Annotated in this window: 20 protein-coding genes; 9 read left to right on the top strand and 11 right to left on the bottom strand. The window is 65.6% G+C overall.

The features are described 5' to 3' along the window. Positions 1-61 precede the first annotated feature (61 nt). The gene (locus R2676_RS23250; protein WP_206272109.1) at positions 62-991 is read left to right on the top strand and encodes a LysR substrate-binding domain-containing protein; all 930 of its coding nucleotides are present in this window, start codon (positions 62-64) and stop codon (positions 989-991) included. On the opposite strand, the gene R2676_RS23245 is transcribed toward R2676_RS23250, so the two are convergent. From R2676_RS23245 to R2676_RS23235, 3 genes are read right to left on the bottom strand one after another with little or no spacing between them, the layout of a single operon-like run. Then, entirely contained in the window at positions 980-2,464 is a 1,485-nt protein-coding gene (locus tag R2676_RS23245) for an amidase (RefSeq protein WP_316887537.1), read from the bottom strand. The two genes, R2676_RS23250 and R2676_RS23245, sit on opposite strands and share 12 nt — an antisense overlap. 20 nt (positions 2,465-2,484) lie before the next feature. Continuing rightward, complete coding sequence (locus tag R2676_RS23240; protein WP_206272111.1) at positions 2,485-3,696, bottom strand: M20 aminoacylase family protein; 1,212 nt, start codon at positions 3,694-3,696, stop codon at positions 2,485-2,487. Positions 3,697-3,738: 42 nt separating this feature from the next. Further along, the gene (locus R2676_RS23235) at positions 3,739-5,040 is read right to left on the bottom strand and encodes an MFS transporter (protein ID WP_206272112.1); all 1,302 of its coding nucleotides are present in this window, start codon (positions 5,038-5,040) and stop codon (positions 3,739-3,741) included. A gap of 233 nt (positions 5,041-5,273) precedes the next feature. Between R2676_RS23235 and R2676_RS23230 the strand changes: the two genes are divergently transcribed. Then, a complete protein-coding gene (locus R2676_RS23230; protein WP_027681456.1) occupies positions 5,274-6,191 on the top strand; it encodes a LysR family transcriptional regulator in 918 nt (305 codons plus the stop codon). 3 nt (positions 6,192-6,194) lie between these two features. Here the strand turns inward: R2676_RS23230 and R2676_RS23225 are convergent, their stop codons facing one another. After that, on the bottom strand, positions 6,195-7,157 hold the full coding sequence (locus R2676_RS23225; protein ID WP_206272113.1) for a cupin domain-containing protein: 963 nt from the start codon (positions 7,155-7,157) through the stop codon (positions 6,195-6,197). A gap of 118 nt (positions 7,158-7,275) precedes the next feature. Between R2676_RS23225 and R2676_RS23220 the strand changes: the two genes are divergently transcribed. Continuing rightward, complete coding sequence (locus tag R2676_RS23220) at positions 7,276-8,487, top strand: MFS transporter (RefSeq protein ID WP_316857444.1); 1,212 nt, start codon at positions 7,276-7,278, stop codon at positions 8,485-8,487. Positions 8,488-8,626: 139 nt separating this feature from the next. Here the strand turns inward: R2676_RS23220 and R2676_RS23215 are convergent, their stop codons facing one another. Further along, a complete protein-coding gene (locus R2676_RS23215) occupies positions 8,627-8,965 on the bottom strand; it encodes a zinc ribbon domain-containing protein YjdM (RefSeq protein ID WP_206272170.1) in 339 nt (112 codons plus the stop codon). Positions 8,966-9,152: 187 nt separating this feature from the next. Between R2676_RS23215 and R2676_RS23210 the strand changes: the two genes are divergently transcribed. The 4 genes from R2676_RS23210 to R2676_RS23195 all read left to right on the top strand — a co-directional run bounded on the left by R2676_RS23210 (position 9,153) and on the right by R2676_RS23195 (position 11,074). Then, positions 9,153-9,557 (top strand): SRPBCC family protein, encoded by a 405-nt coding sequence (locus R2676_RS23210; protein WP_206272169.1) that lies wholly within the window; start codon positions 9,153-9,155, stop codon positions 9,555-9,557. Between the two features lie 79 nt (positions 9,558-9,636). Further along, positions 9,637-9,984 (top strand): hypothetical protein, encoded by a 348-nt coding sequence (locus R2676_RS23205; protein WP_206272168.1) that lies wholly within the window; start codon positions 9,637-9,639, stop codon positions 9,982-9,984. A 7-nt stretch (positions 9,985-9,991) separates the two neighbouring features. Further along, positions 9,992-10,201: a DUF1653 domain-containing protein gene (locus R2676_RS23200; RefSeq protein WP_027681461.1), complete on the top strand. Its 210-nt coding sequence runs from the start codon at positions 9,992-9,994 to the stop codon at positions 10,199-10,201. Between the two features lie 21 nt (positions 10,202-10,222). Further along, the gene (locus R2676_RS23195) at positions 10,223-11,074 is read left to right on the top strand and encodes a DUF817 domain-containing protein (RefSeq protein WP_316857446.1); all 852 of its coding nucleotides are present in this window, start codon (positions 10,223-10,225) and stop codon (positions 11,072-11,074) included. On the opposite strand, the gene R2676_RS23190 is transcribed toward R2676_RS23195, so the two are convergent. From R2676_RS23190 to bioA, 5 genes are all read right to left on the bottom strand, one after another. Next, positions 11,043-11,567 (bottom strand): hypothetical protein, encoded by a 525-nt coding sequence (locus R2676_RS23190; RefSeq protein WP_206272166.1) that lies wholly within the window; start codon positions 11,565-11,567, stop codon positions 11,043-11,045. The two genes, R2676_RS23195 and R2676_RS23190, sit on opposite strands and share 32 nt — an antisense overlap. A 165-nt stretch (positions 11,568-11,732) precedes the next feature. Next, positions 11,733-12,251 (bottom strand): hypothetical protein, encoded by a 519-nt coding sequence (locus R2676_RS23185; protein WP_206272165.1) that lies wholly within the window; start codon positions 12,249-12,251, stop codon positions 11,733-11,735. A 37-nt stretch (positions 12,252-12,288) separates the two neighbouring features. Continuing rightward, a complete protein-coding gene (gene bioD, locus R2676_RS23180; RefSeq protein ID WP_206272164.1) occupies positions 12,289-12,996 on the bottom strand; it encodes a dethiobiotin synthase in 708 nt (235 codons plus the stop codon). Position 12,997: 1 nt separating this feature from the next. Then, the gene (bioF, locus tag R2676_RS23175; RefSeq protein WP_206272163.1) at positions 12,998-14,245 is read right to left on the bottom strand and encodes an 8-amino-7-oxononanoate synthase; all 1,248 of its coding nucleotides are present in this window, start codon (positions 14,243-14,245) and stop codon (positions 12,998-13,000) included. Next, positions 14,232-15,638, bottom strand: a complete 1,407-nt coding sequence (gene bioA, locus R2676_RS23170; protein ID WP_206272162.1) for an adenosylmethionine--8-amino-7-oxononanoate transaminase — start codon at positions 15,636-15,638, stop codon at positions 14,232-14,234. The genes bioF and bioA overlap by 14 nt, the downstream gene beginning before the upstream one ends. Positions 15,639-15,755: 117 nt before the next feature. On the opposite strand from bioA, the gene R2676_RS23165 reads away from it, so the two are divergent. Further along, a complete protein-coding gene (locus R2676_RS23165) occupies positions 15,756-15,929 on the top strand; it encodes a hypothetical protein (protein WP_206272161.1) in 174 nt (57 codons plus the stop codon). Between the two features lie 104 nt (positions 15,930-16,033). Next, positions 16,034-16,201, top strand: coding sequence for a hypothetical protein (locus tag R2676_RS23160; RefSeq protein ID WP_009238159.1), 168 nt, complete (start codon positions 16,034-16,036; stop codon positions 16,199-16,201). Between the two features lie 86 nt (positions 16,202-16,287). Here R2676_RS23160 and R2676_RS23155 read toward each other — a convergent pair whose 3' ends face one another. Next, the gene (locus R2676_RS23155) at positions 16,288-16,941 is read right to left on the bottom strand and encodes an OmpA family protein (RefSeq protein WP_316857448.1); all 654 of its coding nucleotides are present in this window, start codon (positions 16,939-16,941) and stop codon (positions 16,288-16,290) included.

Genomic DNA, 16,941 nt, shown 5'->3' with positions numbered 1-16,941 from the left:
GCTGACATGGATTCATCCATGCCGCCCACGCGGGAAATGCGCCCATGACACAATCCCGCGCATGCGAAAACTGCCACCCCTGAGCGCGCTGCGGGCCTTTGAAGCCACCGCGCGCCACCTCAGCATGAAGCGCGCCGCCGACGAGTTGTCGGTTACGCCCACGGCCGTCAGCCATCAGATTCGCCGCCTGGAAGATGCGCTCGGCGTGGTGCTGTTCGAGCGCCACGTGCGCGCGCTGCGCCTGTCGGCTGCTGGCGAGCAGCTGTACCCCGTGCTCAACACCGGCTTTGACGCGTTTGCGCAGGCCATCGATGCCATTCGCGGCACGCAGGCACAACCGGGGCGCAGGCGCGTGACGCTCACGGCGCCGATGGGGCTCGCGGCGCGCTGGCTGGTGCCGCGGCTGGGTGAATTTGCGACGCAGCATCCGGAGGTGGATCTGCGCATTCATGCGTCCGACACCGTGGTCGACCTGCATGGCGGCAGCGCAGACCTTGCCGTGCGCTATGGCGATACGCCCGCCAAGGGGAACGGGCTCGTCACCGAACGGCTCTTTGGCGACGCCTATGCGCCCGTCTGCCACCCGGGCCTGAAAGTGCAGTCGCACGACGATCTGACGCGCGTGCCGCTCATCCATTCCGAATGGCAGCGCACGCTGCCGCAGGCGATCGGCTGGCCGATGTGGGCGCGCGCGGCGGGTATCGAGCACACGCTGAAGACGGACGCGGGCATCGTGCTGTCCGACGACGGGCATGCCATGTCGGCGGCAATGGCCGGGCAGGGCGTGATCCTGGCGAACCTGCCGCTGGTGCGCGATGCGCTGGAGGCGGGCACGCTCGTCCAGCCTTTTTCAGCGCCCGTCATTCAGCGCTATGCCTTCTGGGCCGTGGCGCCATCTGCGCGGCTTGAAGACGCTGCCGTGCGCGCGGTGTGGGATTGGCTAGGCGCGTGCCGGGAAACCACGGCGCGTGTGCATCGCTCAGCCCAATAGCGGCAATAGCGGCGAGGCCGCACGCGCCGGCGCAAACGCTTCGTGCCACGCGGCTGCAAGCTGCAGCAAGGCAAATTCCGACCGGGGCGGCGCAATCACTTGCAGGCCCAGCGGCAAGCCATCGGCGGTCAAGCCGGACGGCAGGCTCGCGGCCGGCACGCCCGCCAGCGTGGCACCGATCACGACTTCCATCCAGCGGTGATACGTGTCCATCGCGCGGCCCGCGACGGTCTTGGGCCAGTGTTCTTCGGCAGGGAAGGGCGCAACCTGCGTGCAGGGCAGGACAAGGAAATCGTAGTGCGCAAACTGCCGCAGCAGCGCCTGGTACCAGCTCGCACGCGTGGCGATGGCACGGTTGATGTCGATGGCGGTGCGGCTGCGTCCGTGCTCGATTTCCCAGATCGCTTCGGGCTTGAGCAGATCGCGCGTGGCGGCGTTGGCGTACAGCAGGCCGAGGTTGCCGGACACGCTCAGCGCGCGCAGCGTGCACCAGCATTCCCATAGCGCGTCCATGGCGAAGAAAGGCCGCACGGTCTCGACATGGCAGCCCAGCGTGTCGAACGTATCGAGCGCATGCTCGTTGACGGCCAGCACTTCGGCGTCGATGGCAAGGTAGCCTCCGAAATCGCCCAACCAGCCAATGCGGGCCTGCCGGAAGTCACGGTGCAGCGGCTGCATGAAGCACGCCGGATCGTCGCTCAGCGACAGCGGCGCACGCGGGTCGTAGCCGGCCTGCGTGGCGAGCAACCAGGCGAGGTCGTGCGGATTGCGTGCCATCGGGCCTTCGGTGCCCAGCTGCTGGAAGAACACGTCGCCGGTGGGGCCGTACGGCACGCGACCGAGGCTCGGACGCAGGCCGTAGATGTTGTTCCAGGCCGCGGGGTTGCGCAGCGAGCCCATCATGTCGCTGCCGTCGGCCACGGGCAGCATGTTCAGCGCCAGCGCGGCGGCTGTGCCACCGCTGCTGCCGCCGGCCGAGCGCTCGGGGTTCCAGGCGTTGCGCGTCGTGCCGTACACGCGGTTGTAGGTATGCGAGCCGAGCCCGAACTCCGGCGTATTGGTCTTGCCGATCAGCACGGTGCCCTGCCGGCGAATGCGCTCGACGACGATGCTGTCATGCGTCGGCACATTGCGCGCCATGGCGAGACTGCCCATCGCCGTCACCATGCCGGCGGTGGCCGCAAGATCCTTTGGCGCCTGCGGAAAGCCATGCATCCAGCCGCCGGACAAGCCCTGCGAGAGCAGCACATCGCGCTCGCGTGCCTGGTCGATGGCCGATTCGGCATCGATGCGGGCCACGACCGCGTTCACCGTCGGGTTATGACGATCGATCTGCGCAAGGAACGCTTCCATGACTTCCACGCACGACACATCGCGCGCGTGGATGCGCCGGGAGAGTTCGATCGCGCTCCACTGCACGATCTCTTCGTTGGCGGCCGCAGGTATTGCAGCGTGGCTCGGATTCGCTTGCATCGCTTGACTCGAAGTTCACTTCACGCGGTCAGGTAGGTCTGCGCCAGACGCACCCAGGCGGCGGCGCCCAACGGCAACACCTGGTCGTTGAAGTCGTAGCCGGGGTTGTGCACCATGCAGCCGCCGAATTCGCCTTCGCCATTGCCGAGGATCAGGTAGCAGCCCGGCACTTCATTGAGCATCCAGGCAAAGTCTTCGCTGCCGTTGAGCCCCTTGGGCGCCTGCGTGACGACGTTGGCCGCGCCCACCAGTTCGGTGCAGACCTGCTGCGCCAGTTGCGTCTCGGCCTCGGTGTTGACCATGGGCGGCGTCAATTGACGATAGTCGATCTGCGCCTCGACGCCATGGGCCTGTGCGGTGAGGCTGACGATCTCGCGAATGCGCATTTCCACCAGCGCACGCGTTTCCGGCCGCGCCGCACGCACATTCAGGCCGATCGTCACCGATTCGGGAATCACGTTGTGCGTGGCCCCGCCGCGAATGAATCCGACCGACACCACCGCCGTGTCGTCGGGCGCGACGTTGCGTGCGACCACGGTCTGCAAGGCGGTGATGATGGCGGCCGAAGCGGCAATCGGATCCCGCGCGCGATGCGGCATCGCGCCGTGTCCGCCCATGCCCTTGATGGTGACGTCGGCCACATCGGAAGACAGGCTCACCGGCCCCGGCAGCACGCGGAAGCTGCCGGCCGGCACGCCCGGCATGTTGTGCAGGGCATAGACGGCATCGCAAGGGAAGCGCTCGAAGAGGCCGTCTTCGATCATGGCGCGCGCACCGCACAGGTTTTCTTCATCCGGCTGGAAGATGAGGTTCAGCGTGCCGTCAAAATCGCGGCTCTCGGCCAACGCCTTGGCCGCGGCGAGCAGGATGGCGGTGTGCCCGTCGTGGCCGCACGCGTGCATCTTGCCGTGGTTGCGGCTGGCGTAGGGCAGGCCGGTCGCCTCCACGATGGGCAGGGCGTCCATGTCGGCGCGAATGCCGAGACGGCGCGTGCCCTTGCCGAGTTTCAGCTGCCCGACCACGCCGCTCTTGCCGATGCCGGTGTGGACCTCGTAGCCCCAGCTCTTGAGCAGATCGGCCACCAACGTGCTCGTGGCGCCCACCTCGAAACCGAGTTCAGGCTGCGCGTGGATCTGGCGGCGGATGTTGACGAACGTTTCTGCATCGATATGGACGGGCGGCAGCAGATGCGGCAGCAGTTGGAACGGCGTGAGCGTGGGGGCTTTGGTCATGTCGGGGCTCCGGGGTTGGACGTTGGAGATGGGAATCCGGTGTCAGTGGGTGTCGCGCGCTTCGCGCAGGCTCAGCACCGTCAGCAGCGTGATGGCGCTGCACGCCATCATGTAAAAGGCAGGGGAGAGCGGATTGCCGGTGCGGGCCAGCAGCCACGTCACGACAAACTGGCACGAACCGCCAAATACCGTGACGCCGATCGCGTAGATGACCGACAGGCCGCTGGCGCGCACCTTGATGGGCAGCAGCTCCATCATCATGAGCAGCATCGGCGTGGTGCCCAGGTACAGCGTGCCGGTCAGCAGCGCCGAGAGCACCAGCACCAGCGGCACGCTCGGGTAATGCGTCATCAGCCAGAAAGCCGGATAGAGCGCCGCCACGGTGACCAGCGTTGCGCCCACCACCAGCGGCTTGCGGCGCGGCAGGCGGTCGGCCAGCCAACCGGAAAGGAGCGACGCGCCAAAGCTCGTCAGCCCCGTCACGCAACCAGCGAGCAGCGACAGCGAAGGCGGCAGATGCAGCTCGCGGATCATGTAGGTCGGCATGAAATAGATCACCAGATACGTGCCGACCGTCCCGCCGATAATCGTCAGCACGCCTTTGACGACAAGCCCGCCGTGGTCGCGGAACAAGGTGCCGAGCGGGCTCGGCGCATGCGCTTCCGCGGTGTGCGTTTCATCCAGGTGCGAGCGGATGTAGAGACCCACCGGCGCAATGAGCAAGCCGAGGAAGAACGGCACCCGCCAGCCCCAGCTCTGCAGCGCTTCCGGCGACAGGCTGCCGTACAGAATGGCCGCAGTCAGCGCGCCGCACAGCGCCGCAATGCCCTGGCTGCCCAGTTGCCAGCTCACGCGAAACCCGCGCCCACGGACGCCGCCGGACTCCATCAGCATCGCGGTCGACGCACCGATTTCGCCGCCCAGCGAAAAGCCCTGCAGCAACCGCCCGGCCAGAATGACCAGCGGACCGAACAGGCCTGCGGTGGCGTACGTCGGCGCCACCGCCAGGCACAGCGTGCCGATGACCATCAGGCCGATCGTCAGCGTCATCGCTGCCTTGCGTCCGTGGCGGTCTGCATAGTTGCCGATCACGAAGCCGCCGAGCGGGCGCATCACAAAGCCGATGCCGAACGTCGCCACCGCCAGCAGCAGCGAGCCATACGCGCTGTCGGACGGAAAGAACAGCTTGCCGATCATCAGCGCGAAGAAACTGTAGACCGTGAAGTCGTACATCTCCAGCGCATTGCCGATCGAGCATGCGGCGATCAGCCGTGCCTGGCCGACAGGCTTGGGCGCAGCAGCAACCGAGGCGGGCAACGGCGTCTGCAGGGTGGCGTCATTCATGTGGATCTCCATCCGGGGGATTGGCGAGAGGGCTTCTGCGAACCCTTGGGCGCTTGCAGTATTCCGCCAAGCCGCCGTCCGGAAAAAATCGTAAATATTCATCCCGATAACCAAATAGAATCGCCGTCATAACCGGCTTGCATCCGCTATCGGGGAAAGCCCGCGAATCCTGGGGGCGACGTCGCGTGACACGCCGAGTGCCGGGCATGGCGCCCAACAATGGGGAGAGCGACGTGAAGCTGCACCAATTGCGCATCCTGCTGGCCGTGGCACAGCACGGCAGCATCCACGAAGCGTCTCGCGGGCTGCACATCTCGCAGCCGGCGTTGTCGAAGGCGATTGCGGAGCTGGAAAGGGAGCTTGGCGTCACGCTGCTGTCGCGTTCGGTGCGCGGCGTGAGCCTGACCGCATATGGCATGGCGCTGGTCAAGCGCGCGAGTGTCGTCGAACAGGAACTGCGTCACGCGCTGGAAGACATCGAAGCCATTCGCGGCCATGCGGAGGCGGAACTCAACATCGGCTTTACCGCCGTGGCGTCGAGCGGCCCGCTGCCGGACGCGATGGCGGCGCTGCGCAAGCGGTTTCCCAACGTCGCGCTACGCGGCTTCGAACAGCGTCCGCAGCAGATTCTGGAAGGGCTCCGAGAGGGGCGGCTCGATATCGGTTTGATCTCCAGCAACAGCGGCCCCGGCACGGGCAGTTTTCAGTGGGAGCCGCTGTTTTCGGTGCCGATGCGCCTGGCGGTGCGCCCGGGCCATCCGCTGCGCCGCGTGCGCCGGCTGCGGCCACTGCTGGATGCCGACTGGCTGGTGCTCGACCCGCTGGAGGATCCGGGCAGCCCGATGGTCAGCCTGATGCGGCTGCATCGTCTCGACATCCCGCGGCGGATCGTGCAAAGCGCGTCGAATCTGCTCGGGCTGCAGCTGGCCACGAAGACAGACGTCGTCAGCATGTGGTCGGAATTTGTCTTCAGCGGCACCGGCGGGCCGCTGCGCATGGTGCCGGGCTCGCTCGAAACCTTGCCGATGGAAGACGAGTTGCCGGATTTCAACGTCTACATGGTCTACCGTTCGGCCGATCTGATGACGCATGTGTGCGCGGAATTCAGCAAGGAGATCCGGCACGCGGCACAGCACTATCGCCAGCGCTGAACATCACGCGTCAAGTTCGGCGCCTTCTGCGCGCATGGCACCCGGCGGCCGCCCAACCACCCGTTTGAATGCGCGGCTGAACGCAGCGAGCGACCCGTAGCCGAGCCGATACGCGACGGCTTCGATCGCCTCGCGGTCACGGGTGATCCATTGCGCGGCGAGCCGCATCCGCAGCTCGGTCAGATAGCGCACGGGTGTCATTCCGGTCGCCGCCAGGAAGCGCTCGGCAAACACCGAGCGCGAGACACCGGCTTGCGCTGCCAGCTCCGCGACGCTCCAGTTGCGGCCCGGGTCACGATGCAGGGCGACGATCGCGCGGCCCAGTTTCGGCTCGCGCAGGGCCTGCACCCAGCCCGTGGCGTCGCCGCAGCCGCATTCCACCCAGCCGCGCACGATGAAGGCGGCCACCACGTCCGCCAGCCGCGCCAGGATGCCGGCAAAGCCTGCGCGCTCGGAGCACGATTCGCGCTCCATCGCGTCGAGCATCGGGCGGATTTCCGGATAGCGCGCGAGCAGGGTGCCGACGTGCATGAACTCCGGCATCGTGCCGACAAGGGGCTGCATGCCGCCCAGGTCCAGCTCCATGCACGCGCTGAAAATGAGCGCATCGCCCGGCGCCGCTTCCGTACCGGCACCCACCGACGCCACCGTGTCGCAGATTTTCGCGGCTTCAAAGCCGGCGATCTCGCGGCACGGCGCATCCGGATCGGACAACAGCGCATGCGGCGTGCCCTGCGGCAGCAACACCGCATCGCCGGCTTCGAGTCGCATCGTTGCGCCCGACGCATCACGCAGCAGCACGGGCCCGCGGCCAACGAAGTGAAATTGCGCACGCCCCGGCGCCTCGCCAAAGCTCAGCCCGAAGGGCCGCGCCACGTGGATACGGCGGTACTGGACACCGCTCAGCCGCATGCCCAGCAGCAGCTCGCTGACAAGGTCGTGCACGTCGGGGAGGGGAGTGGGCATCGCAACTATTCGGACGAATGATCAACAAGATCGGATTGTATGTCATAGACCGTCCGATTGACGGGCCCTACCATGCGGCCTTATTGGTACTTTCCCTGACTTTTCTACGGAACGACGCATGAATCCCGGAACCTCTACGGCCGCCTCAGTCGCGGCCCCGCGTGAACCTGCCTGGGGCGCCGTCTTCGCGATGGCGCTGGGCGTGTTCGGGCTCGTCACGGCCGAATTCCTGCCTGCAAGCCTGCTGACGCCCATGGCGGAAAGCCTCGGCGTGACCGAGGGCGTGGCAGGGCAGGCCGTCACGGCCACCGCAACGGTCGCCCTCGTCACCAGCTTGCTGACCGCCGCCGTCACGCGCACCATCGACCGGCGGCGCGTGCTGCTGGCGTTTTCGGTGCTGCTCGTGGCATCCAATCTTGCCGTGGCGTTTGCGACCAACCTGACAACGATCCTGATCGGCCGCGTGGTGCTTGGTGTTGCGCTCGGCGGCTTCTGGACCATGGCCACCGCCACCGCAATGCGCCTCGTGCCTGCTGCGCTCGTGCCGCGGGCGCTGTCGATCATCTTCAGCGGCGTCGCCGTCGCCACGATCGCCGCCGCGCCGCTCGGGAGCTACTTCGGCCACCTGATCGGCTGGCGCAATGTGTTCCTTGCTGCGGCCGCGCTCGGGGTGCTGGCGTTCGCATCGCAAGTCGCGACGCTGCCATCGATGGCGCCAAGCGGCACGACGCGGCTGCGCACGCTGATCGACGTGCTACGCCGCCCGAGCGTCGGCATCGGGATGTTCGCGACGATCCTCGTGTTCACCGGGCACTTTGCGTTCTTTACGTACCTGCGGCCGTTCCTGGAGCAGGTGGCGGGCGTTGGCGTGAACGGCCTGTCGGCGATCCTGCTGGGCTATGGCATTGCCAACTTCGTCGGCACATCGTTGGCCGGCCGCGTGCTGGAACATCGGCTGCGCCCAATGCTGATCGCAATGCCGGCGCTGATGGTGGTGCTCGGCATCGCACTCGTGGCGCTGGGCCGCGCGCCCGTCATCGATGCTGTGCTCATCGCACTCTGGGGCATGGCGTTTGGCGGCGTGCCGGTGGCCTGGTCGACATGGGTGACACGCACCGTGCCCGACGAGGCCGAAAGCGCCGGCGGCCTGATCGTCGCCGCCGTGCAGCTCGCGATTGCAACGGGCGCGGCAGCCGGTGGCGTGGTGTTCGACGCGAACGGCGCGGCCGGTGTGTTCATCGGCGCCGCCGTGGTGCTGGCGATTGCCGTCGCGACCATCGTGACGGGCGTGCCGAAACGCGTCGAAGTGGTGCCGGCGATGGCCGAGTGATATGGCGAATGCGCGCCGCTGGGTTGGTCGGGTGATGTGACACCGCCACCTCAGCGCGCGTCTGTATATTTCTCATAATTTGCATTATGTTAAATAAAAGATCGACCAGCCTCGGCCAGTCTCGATCCAACGCCCTCCACTAAGCCTTCTTCAAGAACTCCGGCTTGAGCAGATAGCTCACGCCATCGATCTTGCAGTCGATCGGATGGTCGCCCGGCACCAGCCGGATGTTCTTGATCTTCGTGCCCGCCTTGAGCGTGCCCGAGCCGCCCTTGAGCTTCAGGTCCTTCACCAGCGTTGCCGAATCGCCCGCATTCAGCGGATTGCCGTTGGCGTCCTTGATGACCAGCGCCGTCTCTTCTTCATCTTCCTGTGCCGACGGATTCCATTCGTGCGCGCAATCCGGGCAGATATATAGCTCGCCGTCTTGATAGGTGTTTTCAGAGGCGCATTCTGGGCAGGCAGGAATCGTAGACATGTGAAAGCCGTGAATCTGGTCAAAGGGGCCGCACTATATCAGCCGCGATCAGCCGAGATGTGCGCGATGGTTGCCGACTGCCACCGCATGCCTGTACCTTGCAGCCCGATCCGCCGCAACCTATACCGTGGCAGCGCCGCCATGGAAGGTTGCCAGCCGACACGTCAAATAACATCCGGAGCCGCTTATGTGGATTCACGAAGAGAGCATTGAAACGACCGCCTCCCCCGCCCGCGTCTGGGAACTGCTCGCCAACGTCGAGAAATGGGGCGACTGGAATGCCGGCATCGAGCGCATTGAACTCCACGGGCCGTTTGCCAACGGTACGCAGTTCACCATGCAGCCGCCGGGGCAAGACCCGTTCGTCAGCACGCTGGTCGACGTGCGTCCCAACGAAGGTTTTGTCGACGAGACGATCGTCGATGGCACCCGCGTATTGGTGGATCACCAGCTCGTCAGCCTGCCGTCCGGTCACACGAAGATCGTCTATCGCACCGAGATCACGGGCCCCGATGCCGCTGCATTCGGGCCGATGGTCACATCGGATTTTCCCGACGTTCTGGCCGCGCTGAAGCGATTGGCGGAACGCTGAGCGGGCGGTGCGAACTGGCAGCTGTGCCGCGCCGTTCGGTATGATCCATCCTCCAATCATCTGAATCAGGAAGAACATCATGGGCGAAGCCAAACGACGCGGCTCACAGGCCGACCGCATTTCTCAGGCACACGCCCGGCTGGAGGCGCTGCGCCCTGAAAAGCTTGTCTGCGGCGCCTGCCAGACCGCCTTTACCGAATTCGAAGGGATGGAGCCGCGCGACATGCCCGGCATCCACGCCATCTTCGGCGGCGAATGCCCGAACTGCGGCGAGAGCGTGATTTCCTTCAACGGCGAACCCGAAGCCGTGGCCGCGGCCATGCTGGCTTACCAGGACGCCATGGAAGACGCCAAGCTCGGCGCGCAGACGCAGGAAGGCAAGCACGTCCCCTACGTCGACGAAGACGACAAGCCCACGCACCACTGAAGCTGCCATGCAAGACACGTCAACGCGCCGCTACCGGCACTACAAGGGCGGTGAATACGAATGGCTGTGCGAGGCCACGTACGAACCCGATCCCGCCATCAAGATGACGGTCTATCGCGCCGCCAACGGCACGATCTGGACACGCCCATCGACGATGTTCCACGAGATGGTTGAAGTCGACGGCCGGCAGGTGCCGCGCTTTGCGCTGATCGACTGAATGCCGGCGGAAACGATCTCCTTGCGAGCGGGCCTGCGGGCCCGTTTTACGTATTGGCGTGACCGCAGCGGCGCTTGGGCTGCGCGCCACGGCCAATTGGCTGCGGGGCTGCATGAGTTTGTCGTCTTCGGGATCAAGCAGGCGTGGGCATGCCTGTTCGGCGGGCTGATGGTCGCCCTGCTGATCGGCACGCATTTCTGGTATCCGGCCGACGCACCGATTGCCCGCTACGACGCCCTGACGATGGCCGCGGTGATCATCCAGATTGCGTTGCTGTGGCTGAAGCTGGAGACGTGGGACGAGGCCAAGGTGATCTTGATGTTCCATGTGGCCGGTACAGGCATGGAGGTGTTCAAGACGGCCGTCGGCTCGTGGATTTACCCCGAGGCGTCGGTGCTGCGCATTGGCGGCGTGCCGCTGTTCACCGGCTTCATGTATGCCTCGGTGGGCAGCTATATCGCGCGGGCGTGGCGCGAATTTGACCTGCGCTTCACGCATCATCCGCCGTTGGCGGTGACGGCGCTGCTCTCGCTCGGAATCTACGTGAATTTCTTCCTGCACCACTATTGGTGGGACTTGCGCTACGTGCTGATGGCGCTCATTGCGATGGCATTCCGGCGCTGCTGGATCCACTTCCGCATCGATCGCGTCCACCGGCGCATGCCCTTCCTGCTGGGCTTTACGCTGGTCGCCCTCTTCATCTGGCTTGCCGAAAACATCGGCACGTTCACGCGCACGTGGCTCTATCCGAACCAGTTGCAGGGCTGGGAGATGGTGTCGATCGCCAAGCTGGGCGCCTGGTTCCTCCTCACCATCATGAGCTACGTGATGGTCACGCTCGTCAACCCGCCGCAGCCCGTTTCTGACGCTTGAACCAGGCATGCTCGCCAGGCGCCCGGTCGCGTAGTTCGAAGGTGATGTGCACACGGCGCGAGGCCTGCAAGTAGACGCCGCACGTCAGCGTCAGTGCCACGGCAACGGCCACGCCGTCGATGAAGGTGGAGCGTGCCCCTGGAATGCCGCCCGCCATCAGCATCAGACCAATCAGCGGCGGCAGCAGCGCCATGTGCACGAGCATGGCCGGGCGGAACGCGCTGTCGTGCGTGGTGGCCAGCACCAGCACCGTCACGCTGGAAATCAGATACAGCAGCGTGGTGAGGTTGATGGCGCCGCTGCCTGGCGCGTTGGCATCAAACAGGTCGGCGCCGGCCAGCTGCAGCGCATCCATTGACAGCCCCTGCCAGAACACCCACGTTGGCCCCGCGATGGCAATGGCCAGCACCCACGGCAGCCATCCGGCAATGCCGTACAGCGGATGTTGACCCGCTGCGATCGGGTCGATGTCGACCCAGCGATACGTCAGCATGATGCACCCCCAACAATGCGCGTCCGTTCTGATGACGGTTGCTCTCGGCAAGCGCCGGCGGCGTCTGCCTCCCCTGCTCTCTAGCTTAGGTCGCCGCGCAAGGCGCGCAATGCAGGAGGAACCCTGAGCGCACAATCGGATTGCGCTACCTCAACTGCGGGCCAACTAGCGGCGGAACAGCCGGGGGCGGTCCGGATCGTAAAGCGGGTCGGGCGTGATCTGCGTCAGTTGCAGGACGCCGGCCGGGTCGAAGTAGAAATGCATCAGCGACGGCCAGACGTCGTCCGCCTTGAAGCGGTACGACCAGACCAGCCGTTCCATGCGTGGGAAATACGCGGTCTCGACCGGCTGACCGAAATGCCGGAGCACGTCGTCGCGGGTCCAGACGCCGATCTTGGCCAGGGCAAATTCGAGACTGCTCAGGACTTGCTTGAAGGCGACGAGCTTGCCGCCGGCATCAAAGTCGGCCGCGTAGGTGAACTGGCCGTACGGTTTGGTCGGATAGAGCCATCGGGTGCCGCCATTGAGTGGATACGTTTCGCGCGGCGGCCCGAACTGCGCCTGCACGGCGGGCTCGTCGGCGCCGACCAGTCGCTGCCCCTTGGTGACGGGGGACTCCAAGGCCGCACATCCCGCCGTCGCTGCCACCACAATCGCTACCGCCAGCCAACGCATCGCCCGCATCACAATCGTCCCTGTTGCACTGAGTGAAGCGCCTAGTTTACCGCCGCGTTTCGGCCGGGCGCGCGAGTAGCGGTGCGATGTCGACGTGGGCCCCGGCGAGCCGCGCATCGGCGTGCGGCAATCGCGGAATCATGCCCAGATGCGGTGCGTTGATCCACCGGCGCAGGGTGGCGACATTGTCGTCAAGCCCTGCCATGGACGCGTCAACCACGTTGCCGACCCAGCCGGCCAGATGCAGCCCGCGCGCGGCAATCGCCTCGGCAGTGAGTGCGGCGTGATTCAAGCAGCCCAGGCGCAAGCCCACAACCAGCACCACGGGCAAGCCCAACGCCACGGCCATCTCGGCCGTATCAAAGTTGTCCGACAGCGGCACGCGGAAACCACCGACGCCCTCCACCACGACGGCATCCGCCAACGATCTGGCCTGCGCAAACGCATCGAGAATCGGCGGCAGCGTGATCGTCACGCCTTCGCGCGCGGCAGCCAGATGCGGAGACATCGGCGCGTCGAGCAGCCATGGACAAACGGTGTCGAGCGGCAGATCCACCGATGCCGCGGCGCGCAGCTGCTCGACGTCTTCGTTGGTGCGCGTGGGTGCGCCCGCCAGCGTGCCTGCCGCAATCGGCTTGAGGCCCGCGGCACGGTAGCCGGCGTCGGAGAGCTTGGCCAGCAATGCCGCGCTGACGAGCGTCTTGCCGATCTCCGTATCGGTGCCGGTGACAAAGCAATCGAAGCGTGCGGGCATGTCAGGCTGCCTTGGCGGGCTGCAGGGATTGGCCAGCCGCTTCCAGCGCCTGCGCCAGACGCTCGATGTCGGCATCGGTATGCGCCGCTGACAGCGTGATGCGCAGGCGCGCCGTTCCGGCCGGCACCGTCGGCGGGCGGATGGCAGCGATGCGGATGCCTTCGCGTTCGAGCGCAGCGGCCAGTTCAAGCGCGGGTGCGTTCTCTCCAATCACGATCGGCTGGATGGCTGTCGGCGACGGCATCCACCGCCAGCCGAAGCGTGCAGCCAACCGCTGCGCGTGCGAAGTCCACACGGCGATGTGGCGGTCAAGGCGGGCACGACGTTCAGCGCCCTCTTCGCTTGCAATCAGGTCCAGCGCGGCTTCCACGGCAGAGGCGATGCCCGGCGGCGTGGCCGTTGTGAAGATGTACGTGCGGGCGCGCTGCACCAGCCAGTCAATCACCAGCCGATGTCCGACGATGGCCGCGCCCGAGCCGCCGGCCGCCTTGCCGAACGTGCCGACATAGATGATGCGCTGCGAGCGCAGCCCGAAGTGCGACAGCACGCCCGCGCCGTTCTCACCCAGCACGCCCAGGCCATGGGCGTCGTCGACGATCAGCCAGGCGTCGTAGCGTTCGGCCAGCGCAAGCAGTTCGGGCAGCGGCGCGATGTCGCCATCCATGCTGAACACGCCGTCCGTGACGATCAGCTTGTTGCGGCTGGTGCTCGCCGCCAGCAGCACTTCCAGCGCAGCGAGGTCGACGTGCGGATAGACCTTGGTGGGCGCCCGCGACAACCGTGCACCGTCGATAAGCGAAGCGTGATTTAACGCGTCGGAAAAGATCGTGCATTCATCGGCCGGGCGGATGCCGCCAGCCTGCGCCATGGCGCTCACCACGGCCAGATTCGCCATGTAGCCCGTGCAGAAGAACAGCGCATCCGCCTCGGGAATATGCGCGGCTTGCAGCGCAGCCATGCGTGCTTCCAGCCGCGCGTGCGCAATCGAATGGCCGCTGACAAGGTGCGATGCGCCGCTGCCAAAGCCATATTGCTGCGTACCTTGCGTCATCGCCTCGGCCAAGGCGGGGTGCGCTGCCAGCCCGAGATAGTCGTTGCCGCAAAAGCCCAGAATGTCGCGCGGCTCTTCGCCAGGCACGCTGATGCGCTGGCTGCGGTCGGTCGGGCTGTACGCGGTGCGGCGCACGCGGCGCAGGTGCGCAGCGTCAATGGCGTCGAGGCCCGCCTGCAGGTCGTCAAGCAATCGCATAGGTGTGTCCTTCAGTTTCGCCCGTGGCTTGGGCGAGCGTGTCTTCAAGCGTCTGCAGCGTGCGCTCGACCAGCGTGTCGGTCTCTTCGTCGCTCAGCACATACGGCGGCAGCAGATAGACGGTGTTGCCGATGGGGCGCAGCAGCAGCCCGTGCGTGCGCGCCGTCAGCGCAAAGCGTTCGGCAAAGCGTGCGCCGGCCACGTCGGGGTGCACGTCGAAGGCGGTAATCATCCCGGTCTGCCGCAGATGGGCAAATCGCGCATCGTGCGACAGCGGCGCCAGCGCCTGGGCGATGCGTGCCGCGGTCACGCGATTGCGCGCAAAGACGTCTTCTTCAGCAAACAGATCGAGCGTGGCGAGGGCCGCGCGGCACGCCAGCGGATTGCCCGTATACGAATGCGAATGGAGGAAGCTGCGCACCGGCGCATCGTCGTTGAAGGCGTCGTAGATGGCATCGCGCGACAGCACGATCGACAGCGGCAGATAACCGCCGCTGATGCCCTTTGAGAGGCACAGCAGGTCCGGCCACACGCCAGCCTGTTCGCAGGCGAAGAACGTACCGGTGCGGCCGCAGCCGACGGCAATTTCATCCGCAATCCAGTGCACGCCAAATTCGTCGCAGAGCGCACGCACGCCGCGCAGATAGCTCACGTCGTGCATGGCCATGCCGGCCGCACATTGCACCAGCGGTTCGATGATGACGGCGGCGATGGTGCCGGCGTGGGTGCTCAGGCAATCGCGCAGTGCCGCCAGCGCGCGTTCGGCTACGTCGGCGGCGGTTTCGCCCGGGCCGGCCAGACGCGCGTCCGGAGACGGCACGCGATGCGATTGCAGAATCAGCGGGTCATACGCATCGCGGAAGATCGCCACGTCGGTCACGCCCAGAGCACCGAGCGTTTCACCGTGGTAGCCGTGTTCCAGGCAGACAAATCGGCTGCGTGCGCCCTGCCCTGCATTGCGATGCGCGTGAAAGCTCATCTTGAGCGCGATTTCCACGGCAGAAGCGCCGTCGGAGCCGAAGAAGCTGTGGCCCAGCACGCCGCCCGTCAGCTCGATCAGGCGCTCGGCCAGTTCCACGGCCGGGCGGTGCGTCGCGCCCGCCAGCATGACGTGCTCCAGTGAATCGAGCTGCGTCTTCAGCGCCGCGTTGATGTGCGGATTCGCATGGCCAAACAGGTTGACCCACCAGGAGCTGGTGCCGTCCAGGTAGCGCTTGCCGTCAAAGTCGATCAGCCATGGCCCCTGACCGCGCGCGATCGGCAGCGGCGGCATGGCATCGAGCCGCGCATTTTGCGTGCACGGATGCCAGACGGCCGCGCGGCTGCGCGCCTGCCACGCCGTGTTGGCGCTGGGCGCGCCGTCGGCCGGCACCGGGATTGGGGGATACGCCATACGAGGCCTCCTCGAAACAGAAGCAGAAGCGGGGGATTCGGCGGCGTATGGTAGAGGGCATGTGGATCAAACAACAAGCCCGCACGTTGAAAGAAAATGGCGGCATATAGGCGAAAAATGAGCGAAGAAGATCACTTCTTCGTGCGATTTTTCACCTCTTGCGCGGAACGTGCCGTTAAAAAATCTTTTCCAGCGCGGAAAAATATGCCTCAAAAGTCACATAACGAGTCGCTCGATTTTGCTTGGACCGGGCGCAGAGCGGGCGCCGAGCGCACCGATTATTTACATTGAGTGATATTGAAAATGGACCGCAGGTTTGCTTTGACTCATTGCTCAGCCCTAGGGATAACCCTATACTCGGGAAAACCCTAGATCACGCACTGAGAGAAAACATCATGGTCCAGCAAGCCTATTTCACCCCCAAGTTCGCCGGCGAAATCCAAGTTCAAGCCGCCAACCGCACCTCGCTGCTGCGCGCAGTCATCAACTTTTTCCGCAACGGTTGGGACGACAACCTCGCGTACGCAGAGGTGGTTGGCAAGTCCGGTTCGTATCTGGGCTGAACGCCGCGGCCGAATGTTCGGCTATCCCGCGAAGGCATAAAAAAACGGCGCATCGGCGCCGTTTTTGTTTTGGCTCGCGCCCTTGCTCACGACCGGCTCAACCGAATCTCGACCCGGCGATTGATCGCACGCCCCGACGCCGTGGCGTTGGAGGCAGCGGGGTTCTCCTTGCCGAAGCCACGTACGGTCAGGTCGTCGCACTGCAGTCCGCGACTGCGCAGGTAGCCCGCCACGCTCTCCGCGCGTTGCCGCGACAGCGCAAGGTTATATGCCGCCGAGGCGCGCGAATCCGTGTAGCCACTGATCTCGCCGTGGCTGAACGCAATGCCGCGGCTGCCTGCGAGCAATTGATCCAACTTGCGCTTGGCGGCGGCCGTGAGCGTCGCCTTGCCCGTATCGAAGTTGGCGTCACCGTTCAGATCCAGTTTGACGACCGCCGCTGGCACGAAGACTGCTGCCGGCCTGGTTTCCGGAGGCGCCGCCGTTACGGGCTTCGCAGGCGCCGGCCCGCATTGGAAGGTCAAGGTGCGCACGTCCGTGCTGCGACCAAAAGGCGTCACCGGTTCGATCGGGCGCACAACTTGGTCGACGCAAATCTCCTTGGCCTTGTCGGTGCAGACGCCCTGCCCCTGGAGCAGGCCGTGACATTCGACGCGATACGTCGCGATACCGTCTTGCGCGTTGATTTGATAGGCATTGAATGTTGGACCTGACGCGCTTGAGCACGCGGCCAGCGGCAC

The organism is Ralstonia flatus (assembly GCF_958439105.1).
GTDB lineage: Bacteria > Pseudomonadota > Gammaproteobacteria > Burkholderiales > Burkholderiaceae > Ralstonia > Ralstonia flatus.
Note: the sequence above shows the minus strand (reverse complement) of the source record. Positions and strands in the feature narration are given on the sequence as shown.